We start from the raw sequence: 14,242 nt of genomic DNA, 5'->3' as shown, positions 1-14,242 counted from the left end.
CCTATTCAACCAACAGTCGTCGCCAAGGGCGGGATCGAGAAGAGTTACCGGATCAGACCACCAACCAAGTCCGCAAAGCTCAGCCTCTGAGCGCGCCGCAGCCCCCAGTACAAGCGCGGGCCTCGTCCATTACGGGTAAGGAGCCGGGCACGCAAAATGCTGCCGGTCAGACTGATCTGATGCGGGAAGAGCCCAATTTGGCTCCGTCAGACTGGTCGCGGGCGATGGCGAAATACCGACAGCCAATCCATTCGCGCAGCATCTTCGAGCTGACTGTGACAGTGGCCCCGTTCGTGGCAATATGGGCGGTCGCCTGGTGGATGCTCTCGATCAGTACTGCGTTGGCAATGGCCCTGGCACTGGTGAATGCGGCGTTCCTCGTCCGACTGTTCATGATCCAGCACGATTGCGGTCACGGGTCCCTGTTTCGCAATCGGCGCCTATGCGACTGGATCGGTCGCGTTATCGGCGTGATCACGCTGACGCCCTATGACGTCTGGCGCAAAACGCACGCAATCCATCATGCCACGACCGGAAACCTCGACCGGCGGGGTGTCGGAGATATGCCGACTCTCACAGTCACGGAGTACCGAGAAAAGGGGTGGCTCGGCCGGGCGCTCTATCGGCTTATCCGCAATCCAATTTTCCTGTTCGGGGTGGTGCCGTTTTATACGTTCTTTTTGCAGAACCGACTGCCCGTTCACTTAATGCGGTCGGGCTGGCGATACTGGCTGAGCGCAATGGGAACAAATGCTGCCATTGGTTCGGCGCTGACCTTGATCGTCTGGCTGGGTGGATGGGACGTTGTTCTGTTCGTCTTCCTGCCAACCATGTTCTTAGGTGCGGTCGCCGGCATGTGGTTCTTCTATGTCCAGCATCAGTTCGAAGAAACCAGTTGGCAGCACGAAGAAGATTGGAACATCCACGAAGCAGCACTTTACGGAAGCTCACATTACGAGCTTCCGAGCGTTCTACGTTGGATCACTGGCAATATCGGTGTCCACCATGTTCATCATTTGGCCAGTCGAATTCCGTTTTATCGCCTGCCCGAGGTGATCGAGGATCACGAGGTTCTGGCACAGACCAAACGCATCACGCTTCGGCAAAGTCTCCGCTGCGCGCACCTCCACCTCTGGGATGAGAGACGCCGCAGACTTTTGTCGTTCGCCGAGGCACGCGCTCTGTCCGCCTGAACCTTTCATGATATGCTGTCTGGGCAAAGAGACGCGCGAAGGTGCCTACAGGGCTGCGATGTGAGAGCGGTGCATCGTCATTGGAAAAGGCATGTTCATCCCATGATCGACGATCCCCAGACTTTGCCCCATGAGGCCGCCGACAGAATAACAAAGCCATTTGTGCGCTTTCTGAAAATCGAAGCGGCGGCAGGAGGGCTCCTGCTTCTGGCGGTTCTACTGGCCTTGGCGCTGGCAAATTCACCTTGGCAAGAGGCCTTTCTAGGCTTTTGGGAGACGCCAATCGGCCTGACACTCGGCTCGTTGGATTTCACCCGCTCGCTGCGACACTGGATCAATGACGGTTTGATGACGCTCTTCTTCTTTGTGCTTTCGTTGGAGCTCAAGCGGGAGATCGTGCTGGGCGAATTGCGAAACCCTCGTCAGGCCGCCCTGCCGTTTGCAGGCGCAGTGGGTGGCATGGTTGTACCGGTCTCCCTGTTTCTTGCGATGATGTACGGGCAACCCGGGATGCACGGCTGGGGAACCGTGATGGCGACAGATACGGCGTTCGTGATCGGATGCCTGGCCCTTTTCGGAAACCGGATCCCTCCAACCTTGCGTCTGTTCCTGCTTTCCCTCGCTATCTTTGATGATGTCGGCGCGATACTCGTGGTCGCCCTTGGATACGGGGAAGCGTTGACTTGGTCGGCCCTCGGGTTGGGCCTGCTGGGAATTGGTATTGTAGCAACCGCCTCGCGCCTCGGGATCAGAAGCATCCCGGTCTATTTCTTCATGGGAGCGGCAGTCTGGCTGTGCTTCGATGCCTCTGGCGTTCACGCGACCATCGCCGGTGTCATTCTGGGCCTCATGACCCCTACCCGAATTTGGGTGAGCGATATTCGCCTGCGTGTGATCCTCGGGCGCGTACTCGCCGCTCCGAACGGCGACCATCGGCAAGGGGATGTTGCAGGCCATCATGACCTTCGTCAGGCGGGCCGAGCGCTCACCGAATCGCTCTCGCCGGTCGAACGTCTTGAGATAATGCTGCACCCTTGGGTCGGCTTTGCAATCATGCCGATCTTCGCGCTGGCAAATGCTGGCATCACGATTGGCGGTGGCGATTTCGGACAACCGGTTTCCGTTGCGATCATTGTCGGCCTGGTGCTGGGAAAACCGATTGGCGTCCTCGGGTTCAGCTGGCTTGCGGTCCGCTCAGGCTTGGCTGTGCTCGCGCCAGGGCTGTCGTGGCCATTCATCATCGCCGGCTCGTTTCTCACGGGAATCGGTTTCACGATGTCGCTGTTCATTGCGGGCCTCGCATTCGACTGGTCTGTCCTGAATGCGGCGAAGCTGGGCATTCTCAGCGGATCAGCTCTCTCCGCGATGCTCGGAGTCGCACTGCTGATCTGGCTGACACTGCGAAGGACGTGACAACAACTCACCGCTGGTACGATGCGCGACCTCGTTCATCTACCGCCAATGTCCATGGTCGATGTCGACGCTACGCGCTGGATGGGCATTGCCACCACGTGCCGCACGTCGCAACGGGCAGGACTATCGAGTTCGAGGGCACAGCATCCTTCTGATCCCGGGCGCTCAGTCCCCTGCTCCCGATCCATGTCAGTGCAAGGAACAGCACGAAAAAGAGAAATCCCGTCGTGACCAAGAGGTACATTCAGCCGACGTCTGTGGCTGTCGCATGGAGCACTGCACGCTCGATCGCCGCAGGCGTGATCGCGGCGGCTAGCAGGAAGATGGCCACGACCGCCACCGACACGGGAAAACGCCGACCTTCAACTCACCAACTCTTTGATGGGCACGACAAGGGACAAATGACTAAGTGCCGTTGCAGACTTGGTGAGATCTCTAGGCCGTTCCAAGGTCAACTCGCTTCAATTTAGCCAAATCCACACAATCGCCAAACGCCCGACAGAGTGCGCCAGAACGCGATTTCTTGTTGCGCACATAGTGCACACAGAACCGATTAAGATACTGAACTTACTAACTAACCCGTCCAATCCATCATCGGCGCAACAGACAGTCGCGCTGCGTTTATTGCCTTGCCTGTCACAGCAAAACCCCCGTCAATTTCTGTATGACCAGCATTGGGAATGCCAGCATGAGAACGCGCATCTTGCGCACGGCCTGCTGGGTCTAACCTGTATTTATCCGGATTGCCAACGGACATCTAATCGGCTCAGAAGGCCCTCAGTCAGGAATCCCATATCGGCTAATCATCATCTCAACGCTGCTCTCTATCGTCTCGGCCATCTCGGCCTCGCTGAGCACGGAACCGCTGAACAACAAGGGCCAGAACGCACGCGCCTTGATCAGGCCGATGAACTCCTTGCCTGCCTGTTCAGGATCATCAATATTCAGTTTGCCATCCTCTGCCGCGCCTTTCAGCATGTCGACAAAGGCCGCTGTTTTGTCCAGCTTGCCTTGCGCTTCGGCCGCAAGCCTCGGGTTGCGCAATGTTTCGCTTATTACCATGCGCGACATGGCGATGACCTCGGGCAGCATCAGAATGCGCCCTTCGGCCCAGGCCAGCTCTGTCATCTGTTCGCGTATGTCCCGGTCTGAATCGTACTTGATTTCGACCACTTCCGCGAACCTGCTTGACAACTCCACGACAATGGATCGAAAGAGATTTTCCTTGCTTTCAAAGTACTTATAAAGTGTCCGCTTGGAAACCTCAGCCCGTGCCGAGATGCGATCCATACTGGACGCGGCAAATCCCTTTTCAAGGAATTCGGCTACGGCTGCGTCGATAATCTGCGCGTATTTTGACGCATTCGGCGCGCTGCATTCGTTCATGGCAGAGCTATAGACCCATTGACCTGCGCAGGTCAAACACTACGTAAACTCACCAGTTTACAGAGAGCGCTTACTGTGCCACATGTAAACGCGCCAGTTTACCGACTCAGGTAACAGCCAACAGGAGACGACCCCCATGGCCCTTTCACTGAAACTGAACGGCGAGACCCATACGGTTGACGCCGAACCCGGCACCCCCCTGCTGTGGGTAATCCGGGATGAGCTTAAGCTAACCGGAACCAAATTCGGTTGCGGCGTTGCCTCATGCGGCGCGTGCACTGTTCACGTTAACGGCGAGCCTGTTCGGTCCTGCCAGACCTATGTCGAAGATGTGGAGGATGCCGAGATCACCACAATCGAAGCCATCGGCGACGACAAAATCGGCGCGGCCGTGCAGCAAGCCTGGGTCGAGCTGGATGTGGTGCAATGCGGATACTGCCAATCCGGTCAAGTGATGTCAGCTGTGGGTCTTTTGTCTGAAAACCCAAAACCCAGTGCTGAAGAAATCGACGAATACATGTGGGGCAATGCGTGCCGCTGCGCCACCTATCAACGCATCCGTGCTGGTGTTCAGCGCGCATCTGAAATTCTGGAGGCCTGATCATGACCATCAACACCTCCCGCCGCGGGTTCCTGAAAGGCGCCGCAGCAGCCAGCGCCGTTTTGATTATCGGCGCGCGCCCCGATGGCGCGCTTGCCGCTGCATCATCTGATAGCGCTCAGCTAAACCCATTTGTCAAAATCGACGCGGATGGCACCGTGACCGCAATCGTCAAGCACTTTGAGATGGGACAGGGCCCGGCAACCGGCCTGCCAACCATCATTGCCGAAGAACTTGGCGTGACGATGGATCAGATCGAATACGAATTCGCCCCGTCTGATCCGCAGGTTTACAACAACCTACTGTTCGGCCCGTTCCAGGGAACTGGCGGTTCGACTGCGATTGCAAACTCATGGATGCAATACCGTCAGGCAGGTGCCGCCGCGCGCGAGATGCTGATCAATGCTGCTGCTCAAAGCTGGGGCGTTGACCCAAGCGGTGTCACCATCAAGGACGGGATCCTCACTGCTGGCGACAAGACCGCCCCGATTGCAGATTTTGTGGCCGACGCGTCTCAACTGGAGGTGCCCGCAGAGCCCCGCCTTAAAGACCCGTCAGAGTTCCGATTGATCGGCAATGACAGCGTGCGCCGCAAGGATTCAGCGATCAAGGGCAATGGCCAGGCGAAGTTCGCGATGGATGTGCATCTGCCAAACCAGATGGTGGCCATGATCAAGCGGCCAGAGTCGCGCGGTGGCATCGCTTTGGGCTTTGACGACAACGCATCGAAAGAGATCAAAGGCTATATCAACGCAGCTGTTCTGCCCAATCAGGCCGGTGTCGCTGTTTACGCCGAAAACACATGGGCTGCGATTCAGGCGCGAGACATGCTTGAGGTCGAATGGGACATGTCAGCGGCAGAAACCCGTGACTCGGACCAGATCAAAGCCGAGATCATGGCCGCACTGGAGGCAGAGCCAGAGTTCAACGTGAACCAGGCCGACACCGCCGCGATCACCGCAGCCATTGATGATGCGGACACCGTCATCGAACAGTCGTTCTACTTCCCGCTGCTGGCCCATGCGCCGATGGAGCCACTGAACTGCACCATCGAACAGACCGCCGAAGGTGACATCATTCTGCATGATGGCGCACAGATGCCGACCGGCCCGCACATGGCCTACCAACAGATCTTCCAACTGCCGCCAGAGAAAATCCAGATCAAGACAATGCTGGCGGGCGGGTCCTTCGGACGCCGTGCGACACCGGATGCAGACTATCAGGTCGAAGCTGCGCTGGCCTTTGTGGTCACTGATCGGTCGCGCCCGGTAAAACTGGTTTGGACGCGTGAGGATGACATCCGCAGCGGCTACTATCGCCCGGCCTTTGGCCACAAGGCGCGGGTTGGTCTGGACACGGCTGGAAACATCGTCGGATGGCAGCATCAAGTAGCTGGTCAGTCGATCATGAAGGGCACGCCGTTCGAATCCTTCTCGGTTCATGACGGCGTCGACCACAGTTCGGTCGAGGGTATCGCGGACAGCCCCTACAATATTCCTAGCATGGCTCTTGGCCTGACGGATACGCCCAAGGCAACCTCGGTTCTGTGGTGGCGGTCGGTGGGGCACACCCATACCGGATACGTCATGGAGGTCATGATGGACCTGGCGGCTAAGGCAGCGGGTCGTGATCCGGTTGAATTCCGTCTCTCTTACCTGGCTGATGGTGATGATCCAGATCAGGCGCGCAAAGCAGGCGTCTTGAAACTGGCGGCAGAGAAGGCCAATTGGGGCAATCCTGCTGAAGGACGGGCTCAGGGTATCGCTGTGCACAAATCCTTTGGCTCCTACGCGGCACAGGTTGTCGAAGTGTCCGGTGACCCTGAAGCAGGGATCAAGATCGAAAAGGTCACATGTGCGGTGGATTGCGGGATCGCCGTGAACCCTGATGTTGTCCGTGCCCAGATGGAAGGCGGCATCGGTTATGGCATCGGTCACGTGATGCGCGGTCAGATCACACTGACCGGCGGGGCCGTGGATCAATCCAATTTCCCCGATTATGAGCCGCTGAGGATCGGTGATATTGCCGCCATTGATGTGCACATCGTACCATCAGCCGAAGCCCCAACGGGTGTGGGTGAGCCAGGAACGCCCCCGGCCGCGCCTGCTTTGGCCAACGCGATCAACACTCTGTCCGGCGTTCAGATTGCGGCGCATCCGATGACAGAGGACGGCATCAGCTTCGTCTGATCTTACTGATCACATATCGCAAACTGCGCCGCCCCTTTGGGCGGCGTTTTTCTTTCTACAATGCCTCCTTGAATAATTTGATCAAATTTCGTGACTTCAACAACTCGCTCGGATACACCTCAAGTAGTCTGAAGAACGGAACTGCTAAATGGACCTGAGCACATTGCATAATTTTCGCGTCGCGGCCTGCGATCTGAACGGTCAAATGCGCGGCAAGCGGGTTCCACCAAGCTATGCGGACAAGCTGTCAAAGGGAGCGGTAAGGATGCCGTTCTCGGCCCTGAATGTCGACCTCTGGGGCGCAGATATCGAAGGCAGCCCGCTGGTGTTTGAAAGTGGCGATGCAGATGGCGTTCTGCTGCCAACGGAACGGGGGCCTGTCCCGATCCCTTGGCTGGGCGCGGAAACAGCATTGGTTCCCATGTGCCTTTACGACGATGCAGGTACTCCGTTCGCGGGTGATCCAAGGCATGCCCTGTCGGCCACACTGTCCCGTTATGCCCAGCGCGGCTGGGCCGTCATTGCCGCCACTGAATTGGAGTTCACCCTGCTGGACTCTTCCGGCCCTCACCCCCAGCCTCCTCTGAACCCTGTGACCGGTCGTCGCCTGACGGATGAAGCGGTGTTGTCGGTCGCGGAAATGGACACGTTCGAGGCGTTTTTTACCGATCTCTATGATGGCTGCGCCGCGATGGGCATTCCGGCACAAACTGCCATATCCGAGAGCGGTATCGGCCAGTTCGAGATCAACCTGAACCATCAGGATGCGATGCGCTGTGCAGACGATACGTGGCTTTTCAAAGCCTTGACACGTGGCCTTGCCCGCAAACATGGGTTTGCCGCAACATTTATGGCGAAACCTTATGCTGGCGATGCGGGAAACGGGATGCATGTGCATTTCTCGGTGGTGGATGCTGATGGGCGAAACATCTTTGATGATGGCGGCCCCGAAGGCACCGCGCTGTTGCGCGCGGCCGTTGCAGGCTGTCTGGCGGCCATGCCAGCCAGTAGCCTGATTTTCGCACCACACGGCAATTCCTACGTAAGGCTGGTGCCCGGCGCACATGCACCCACAGGCGCAAGCTGGGCCTATGAAAACCGGACCGCAGCCATCCGGATACCGGGCGGCGCACCAGCCGCCCGGCGTATCGAACATCGTGTTGCCGGCGGTGATATCAACCCTTACCTTATGCTGACCGCCGTACTGGGTGCTGCGCTGATCGGGATCGAAGATGATATGAAGCCGCCAGCCCCGATCACCGGGAATGCCTATGAGGTGGACGGGCTGCCACAGCTTGCAAGCAGCTGCTCCGAAGCCATTAACCAATTCGAGGCCGACCCGATCATGACCCGTCTGTTTCCACCCGCGTTAGTCCGCAACATGGCCCTGACCAAACGGCAAGAGATTACGCGCTTTGCTGACCGCCCCGAGGATCAGCATTGGCTGAGTTATCTCGAAGCTGTCTGAGCCCCCTTGCCCGGTCCACACGACTCGGGTATTTCTGAATTTGATCAAATTCGGTGACTTATGAAAATTGGTATCCTACAAACCGGCCACACTCCAGACGTACTTAAAGACGAATTCGGAGACTACGATTCGTTGTTTCCTGCCCTCCTGAAAGGTCACGGGCTAGAGTTTGAAACCTTCGCCGTTGTGGACGAGATATTTCCAAATAGTGCGGATGAGGCAGACGGATGGCTGATCACAGGGTCCAAACATGGAGCCTATGAGGATCTGCCGTGGATTCCACGTCTCGAAAAGTTGATCCGCCAAATCCAACAAAGCGGCAAGCCCATGGTCGGCGTGTGTTTTGGTCATCAAATCATCGCGCAGGCCCTTGGCGGCAAGGTCGAGAAGTTTGATGGCGGGTGGTCCGTCGGACGCACCGAATATGACTTTGACGGCGAAAAGGTCTGGCTGAATGCCTGGCATCAGGATCAGGTGGTTGCCCTGCCCGAGGGGGCCAAGGTGACAGGCCAAAGTGATTTCTGCCAAAATGCGATGCTGCAATATGGTGATCAGATCTGGACCGTTCAGGCACATCCTGAGTTTTCCAACGACTTTGTAACCGGGCTGATGCAAACCCGTGGCAAGGGCGTGGTGCCCGATGATCTGATGCAGAGTGCTGCGAACCGGCAATCGACACCGGATCACAACGCGCAGATCGCGGATCTTATGGCGAATTTCCTGAAGAAAGCGAGGGCCTGATGGCCGATTGGACAGACGCACTGCCGCAGGCAGCACAAGCTTACATCGAAGGGCACCGGCTGGATGAGGTTGAATGCATCATTTCCGATTTGCCCGGCATTGCACGCGGCAAGGCGGTTCCCGCGTCGAAATTTGCACGGCAATCCTATTTCCACCTGCCCGACAGTATCTTTTATCAGACCATCACCGGGGATTGGGGCGAAGCTGCGGGCGAAGACGGGTTCATTGAACGGGATATGATCCTGAAACCTGACTTCTCGACCGCGTCCGCCGCGCCCTGGACTGGGGATTGGACTTTGCAGGTGATCCACGACGCCTATGACCGGGATGGCGAGCCGATCCCGTTCAGCCCGCGCAACGTGTTGAAGCGTGTCGTACAGCTCTATCACGCCAAAGGGTGGAAGCCCGTTGTCGCCCCCGAGATGGAGTTCTTTCTGGTTGCCCCAAACGTGGACCCGGCGCAGGGGATCAAGCCTATGATGGGCCGCTCGGGCCGCCCGGCGGCTGCACGTCAGGCCTATTCAATGACTGCAGTCGATGAATTCGGCCCGGTGATTGATGACATCTATGACTTCGCCGAACATCAGGGGTTCGAAATCGACGGCATCACCCAAGAAGGCGGCGCAGGCCAGCTTGAGATCAACCTGCGCCACGGCAATCCGGTGAAGCTTGCGGATGAGGTGTTCTATTTCAAACGCCTGATCCGCGAGGCTGCGCTGCGACACAATTGTTTCGCCACGTTCATGGCCAAACCGATCGAGGATGAGCCCGGTTCCGCCATGCATATCCACCATTCGATCATCGAGATGGAGACAGGGCAAAACATCTTTTCAGGTCCGCAAGGCGGCGAGACGGATGCGTTCTATCACTATATCGCGGGACTACAGAACCATCTGCCCGCAGGTCTGGCCGTAATGGCACCTTACGTGAATTCCTATCGGCGCTATGTCAAAGACCATGCCGCGCCGATCAATCTGGAATGGGCGCGCGACAATCGCACAACGGGTATCCGCGTACCCCTGTCCGGCCCCGAGGCGCGGCGGGTTGAAAACCGCATCGCCGGCATGGATTGCAACCCCTATCTGGGCATCGCGCTGTCGCTGGCCTGCGGCTATCTGGGTCTGACCCAGCAGGAACGCCCCCGTCGTCAGTTCTATGGCGATGCGTATGAAGGCGATGGCGATATCCCGCAGGTCATGGGCAATGCGCTGGATCTGTTTGATGAAGCCACGGAGCTACACGAGGTTCTCGGCCCGGATTTCGCCCGCGTCTATGGCATCGTGAAGCGGGCTGAATACGAGGAGTTCCTGCAGGTGATCTCTCCTTGGGAGCGCGAGCATCTGTTGCTGAACGTCTGAACCAGCGGAGCCGTTCGCCATGAACCTTCTGTATTCCAACGACCGCAAGGCTGAATATCCGGCAAGCTGGTATGCTGCGACGGCCAATACTCTGGCCCCGTTCCCTGCGTTCGAAGGCGAAACCCGCGCCGACGTCTGTATTGTCGGCGGCGGCTATACTGGGTTGTCAGCCGCGCTGCACCTGGCCGAGGCCGGGCTGGATGTTGTGCTGCTTGAAGCGCACCGCGTCGGGTTTGGGGCTTCGGGTCGCAATGGTGGGCAGTTGGGCAGCGCCCAGCGCATGGATCAGGAAAGTCTGGAGCGATTGGTCGGACAGGATGATGCCACAAAGCTGTGGGATTTGGCCGAGGATGCAAAGGGTTTGGTCAAATCCCTGATCGCCAAACACCAGATCAATTGCGATTTGAAACCCGGTGTGGCTGACCTGGGGTTGTCGATCTCGGACCAGAAAGAGCTGCACGCCCATGCCGAGCATCTGTCGAACACATATGGCTACGATCAAATAGAGCTTCTGGATGAGGCGGCGGGACATGCGCTGTGCCCTTCGCCCACCTACAAGGGTGGATATCTGGACAAGGGTGCCGGGCATTTGCATCCGTTAAACTATGCGCTGGGGCTGGCGCGGTCGGCGCAAAACGCAGGTGCGCGCATTCACGAAAGAACCGAGGTTCTGGGGATCGAAGAGGGCGATCCAGTGGTCGTGCGCACCGAAAACGGGACGGTACGCGCCCAACATCTAATACTGGCCTGCAACGGCTATCTTGGCGCGCTGAACCGGCAGGTGGCATCGCGGGTCATGCCGATCAACAACTTCATTGCTGCGACAGAACCACTTGGCGATGACGCCGCCCGCGTTTTGACCCGTGATGTCGCCGTAGCGGATACAAAATTCGTGGTGAACTACTTCCGCCTCAGCGCAGACAAGCGACTTTTGTTTGGCGGCGGCGAGAGCTATGGCTATCGCTTCCCATCCGACATCGCCGCCAAAGTGCGCAAGCCGATGGTTGAGATTTTCCCGCATCTGCAAGACGTAAAGATCGACTATGTGTGGGGTGGCACATTGGCGATCACAATGCGCCGAATGCCTTATCTTGCACGACTTGCCCCCAATATTCTTTCGGCATCGGGATATTCCGGCCACGGCGTTGGCACCGCAACCCATGCGGGGCAGCTTATGGCTTTGGCGGTTCAGGGACAGGCCGAGGGGTTTGATACCATGTCCCGCGTTCCTGCCCTGCCTTTTCCCGGCGGCCCGGCCCTGCGTAGCCCGCTGCTGGTACTGGCGATGACATGGTTTGCGATGCGGGATCGCCTGGGCATCTGACACGCGTTTTGTTTGCGACAGTTTGGTGAATTTTTGCCGATCTTTCGATTGGGGGCTTGGCACGGCCTGCCTGTCTGATTTAAATAAACGAAAGTTAGAATTCGGGAATTCCAAATATGACGCTGCCCCCCAACGTCCATGACGCCGAACCCATCCCCGCCGCCGCACGAGACGCCATCGACGCCCTGATGCAGTCCGGTGATCTGTTTCGGTACACCGCACCACAAGACGCGCCGGTTGCCCTGCTGGAGGCTGAGTTCGCGGCGCTGCTGGGCACTAAATACGCGCTTGCTGCCTCCTCCTGCTCGGCTGCGTTGTTCCTGTCGTTGAAGGCGCTGGACCTGCCGCGGGATGCGCGGGTGCTGATCCCGGGCTTTACCTTTGCCGCTGTTCCATCCTCGGTCGTGCATGCAGACTGTATTCCGGTTCTGTGCGAGGTGGGCGGGAATTACCGCATCGATATGGATGATTTCGCAGCCAAACTGGAGGATGTACAAGCCGTTATCATCAGCCACATGCGCGGCCACACCTCGGATATGGACGCGATCATGGAGCTTTGTGATGCGCGCGACATCCCAGTAATTGAAGACGCTGCGCATTCACTGGGAACAACCTGGCATGGACGGAACATTGGCACCATCGGCAAGGTGGGCTGCTTTTCGTTCCAGTCCTACAAGATGATCAACGCCGGCGAAGGCGGTATTTTGATCACAGATGACGCCGATCTGGTCGCACGTGCTGTGATCATGTCGGGTGCGTATGAACACAACTGGAAAAAGCACAAAACCCCACACAGCGACAACTCACCTGAGCTAGAGCAGGCCTTTGCACGCTGGCAGAACCAACTGCCGCTCTATAACTTGCGGATGAGCAACCTGAGCGCCGCCGTCATCCGCCCGCAAATCCCTGAGCTGGCGCGCCGGGTTCAGGATGGATTGGCGAACCATGACTATGTGGCGGAACGCCTGAACAATTCACCCTATATCAACGTCCCTGCCCCACTGTCGCCGGAACGCCGTGCGCCGGATTCGATCCAGTTCAATCTGGTCGGCATGGATGAGGCTGAAATCCGCGGCTTCGCTGCTGCATCCGAGGTGCGCGGTGTCAAGGTTCAGGTCTTTGGCCTGAGCGAGGACAACGCCCGGGCGTTCTGGAACTGGCAGTTCCTGCCCGAAAAGTTCGACCTGCCACAGACACGCGACATGTTGATGAAAGCCTGCGATGTGCGCCTGCCCGTACGCCTGACGCGCGAAGAGTTGGACGTGATCGCTGATATCCTGCTGGCATCAGTCGGTGAGGTCACAGGCCCGGTCCCGGTATACGGAACCTGACACAAAAAAGGCCCGCGCAAAGCGGGCCATCTTTTCCATGGTCCAAGATCAGTTGAGTTTGGACAGCTTGTTCTGCAACTCAGCCAACTGCTTTTTGATGTCGTCCAGATCTTCATTCGTTTCTGGCTTTTTCTCTTCCTGATCCGGCCCGGACCAGCCGCCGGATAAGCCACCTGTCATGGCCTTAAGAAACGCCTGTTGCTGCGCCTGCAACGCGTCGAACCCTGGTATCTGAGACATCGGGTTCATCGCGCTCATGTTCTCCATCATCTTGCTTTGGCTTTCGCGGAGCATTTCGAACGAGCTTTGCAGGAATTGAGGCATCATGCCCCCGCCCGGCAGCATGTAGCTGCGCACCAGATCATTCAGCACATTCACCGGCAGAACATTTTCGCCCCGGCTTTCGTGTTCTGCAATGATTTGCAGAAGATATTGCCGCGTCAGGTCGTCGCCGGTTTTCAGGTCAATGATCTGAACTTCGCGCCCGTCGCGGATAAACCCCGCAATGTCTTCAAGCGTCACGTAATCGCTGGTCTCGGTGTTATACAGCCGACGGCTGGCGTAGCGCTTGATAAGCAGCGGTTTTTCGTTGTCCGACACCTAGTACCCTCCCCAAGGATGATGCGTTGCAGCACAGGTTATGCGAGTGCAGCACAAAAAGAAAGGGCAGGTCAATGGACCTGCCCAACGCGAAAGCACCTATTGGGAGGAATAAGGTGCGCTTATCGCGAAGCTCTTACTTGGCGGCTGCGGCTTTCTTGGCGGCAGTCGTCACGTCGTTGGTTGCTTTTTTGACAGCTGCGGTTGCTTCTTCAGCAGCGTCTTTGCCAGCCGCCATCAGCAGTTCAACGGTTTCTGTCTGAACTTTTTTCGCGATTTCAGCGAAAGCAGCCAGGTTTTCAGCTGCAACTTCTGCCGACGCGCTTGCGAAATCGGTTGCTGCTTTGGCGTAGTCAGCAGGCTCTGCCTTTGCTTTCGACATCTCGGTCATCTTGGCCAAGGTCTCCTTGGTCCATTTGCTCGAGATCTCAGCCGATTTTTCAGCAGCTTCCAGAGCAACGCCCGACAGCTTTTCGTTCAGCGAAGCAGTCGATTTGAATGCGCCTTCCAGCGCGGTGGTGTCCACAGGGAACGCGCCCATCATGTCTTTCATGATCGCGGAAAAGTCTTGAGTCTTTGCCATCGTTCTAATCCTTTTGCTGAGCCGGGCCCACCCCGGCTTTCGTCAGCTTGAGAAC

Annotated in this window: 12 protein-coding genes; 9 read left to right on the top strand and 3 right to left on the bottom strand. The window is 57.6% G+C overall.

Annotated features, from left to right (window positions below; genetic code table 11):
- The first annotated feature begins 179 nt into the window (after positions 1–179).
- Both AC2FGE_RS00860 and nhaA read left to right on the top strand, forming a co-directional pair.
- Complete coding sequence (locus tag AC2FGE_RS00860) at positions 180–1,193, top strand: fatty acid desaturase (RefSeq protein ID WP_496817717.1); 1,014 nt, start codon at positions 180–182, stop codon at positions 1,191–1,193.
- Positions 1,194–1,295: 102 nt separating this feature from the next.
- Entirely contained in the window at positions 1,296–2,606 is a 1,311-nt protein-coding gene (gene nhaA / locus AC2FGE_RS00855; RefSeq protein WP_496817319.1) for a Na+/H+ antiporter NhaA, read from the top strand.
- 777 nt (positions 2,607–3,383) lie between these two features.
- Here nhaA and AC2FGE_RS00850 read toward each other — a convergent pair.
- The gene (locus AC2FGE_RS00850) at positions 3,384–3,992 is read right to left on the bottom strand and encodes a TetR/AcrR family transcriptional regulator (RefSeq protein WP_496817318.1); all 609 of its coding nucleotides are present in this window, start codon (positions 3,990–3,992) and stop codon (positions 3,384–3,386) included.
- Positions 3,993–4,128: 136 nt separating this feature from the next.
- Here AC2FGE_RS00850 and AC2FGE_RS00845 point away from each other — a divergent pair, with 136 nt between their 5' ends.
- The 7 genes from AC2FGE_RS00845 to AC2FGE_RS00815 all read left to right on the top strand — a co-directional run bounded on the left by AC2FGE_RS00845 (position 4,129) and on the right by AC2FGE_RS00815 (position 13,004).
- The gene (locus AC2FGE_RS00845; protein WP_496817317.1) at positions 4,129–4,593 is read left to right on the top strand and encodes a (2Fe-2S)-binding protein; all 465 of its coding nucleotides are present in this window, start codon (positions 4,129–4,131) and stop codon (positions 4,591–4,593) included.
- A 2-nt stretch (positions 4,594–4,595) separates the two neighbouring features.
- Positions 4,596–6,782 (top strand): xanthine dehydrogenase family protein molybdopterin-binding subunit, encoded by a 2,187-nt coding sequence (locus AC2FGE_RS00840; RefSeq protein ID WP_496817316.1) that lies wholly within the window; start codon positions 4,596–4,598, stop codon positions 6,780–6,782.
- 148 nt (positions 6,783–6,930) lie between these two features.
- Positions 6,931–8,250 (top strand): glutamine synthetase family protein, encoded by a 1,320-nt coding sequence (locus AC2FGE_RS00835; RefSeq protein ID WP_496817315.1) that lies wholly within the window; start codon positions 6,931–6,933, stop codon positions 8,248–8,250.
- A gap of 60 nt (positions 8,251–8,310) precedes the next feature.
- Entirely contained in the window at positions 8,311–8,991 is a 681-nt protein-coding gene (locus AC2FGE_RS00830) for a type 1 glutamine amidotransferase (protein WP_496817314.1), read from the top strand.
- A complete protein-coding gene (locus tag AC2FGE_RS00825; protein WP_496817313.1) occupies positions 8,991–10,349 on the top strand; it encodes a glutamine synthetase family protein in 1,359 nt (452 codons plus the stop codon). The genes AC2FGE_RS00830 and AC2FGE_RS00825 overlap by 1 nt, the downstream gene beginning before the upstream one ends.
- Positions 10,350–10,368: 19 nt before the next feature.
- Positions 10,369–11,673: an NAD(P)/FAD-dependent oxidoreductase gene (locus AC2FGE_RS00820; RefSeq protein ID WP_496817312.1), complete on the top strand. Its 1,305-nt coding sequence runs from the start codon at positions 10,369–10,371 to the stop codon at positions 11,671–11,673.
- A gap of 116 nt (positions 11,674–11,789) precedes the next feature.
- The gene (locus AC2FGE_RS00815) at positions 11,790–13,004 is read left to right on the top strand and encodes a DegT/DnrJ/EryC1/StrS family aminotransferase (RefSeq protein WP_496817311.1); all 1,215 of its coding nucleotides are present in this window, start codon (positions 11,790–11,792) and stop codon (positions 13,002–13,004) included.
- A gap of 48 nt (positions 13,005–13,052) precedes the next feature.
- Here AC2FGE_RS00815 and phaR read toward each other — a convergent pair whose 3' ends face one another.
- Entirely contained in the window at positions 13,053–13,604 is a 552-nt protein-coding gene (gene phaR, locus AC2FGE_RS00810) for a polyhydroxyalkanoate synthesis repressor PhaR (protein WP_496817310.1), read from the bottom strand.
- 136 nt (positions 13,605–13,740) lie between these two features.
- On the bottom strand, positions 13,741–14,187 hold the full coding sequence (locus AC2FGE_RS00805; RefSeq protein WP_496817309.1) for a phasin, PhaP: 447 nt from the start codon (positions 14,185–14,187) through the stop codon (positions 13,741–13,743).
- Between the last annotated feature and the right edge of the window lie 55 nt (positions 14,188–14,242).

The sequence above is a fragment of the Ruegeria sp. YTSA075 genome (assembly GCF_059610245.1).
This window is presented reverse-complemented; position numbering and strand designations above follow the sequence as displayed.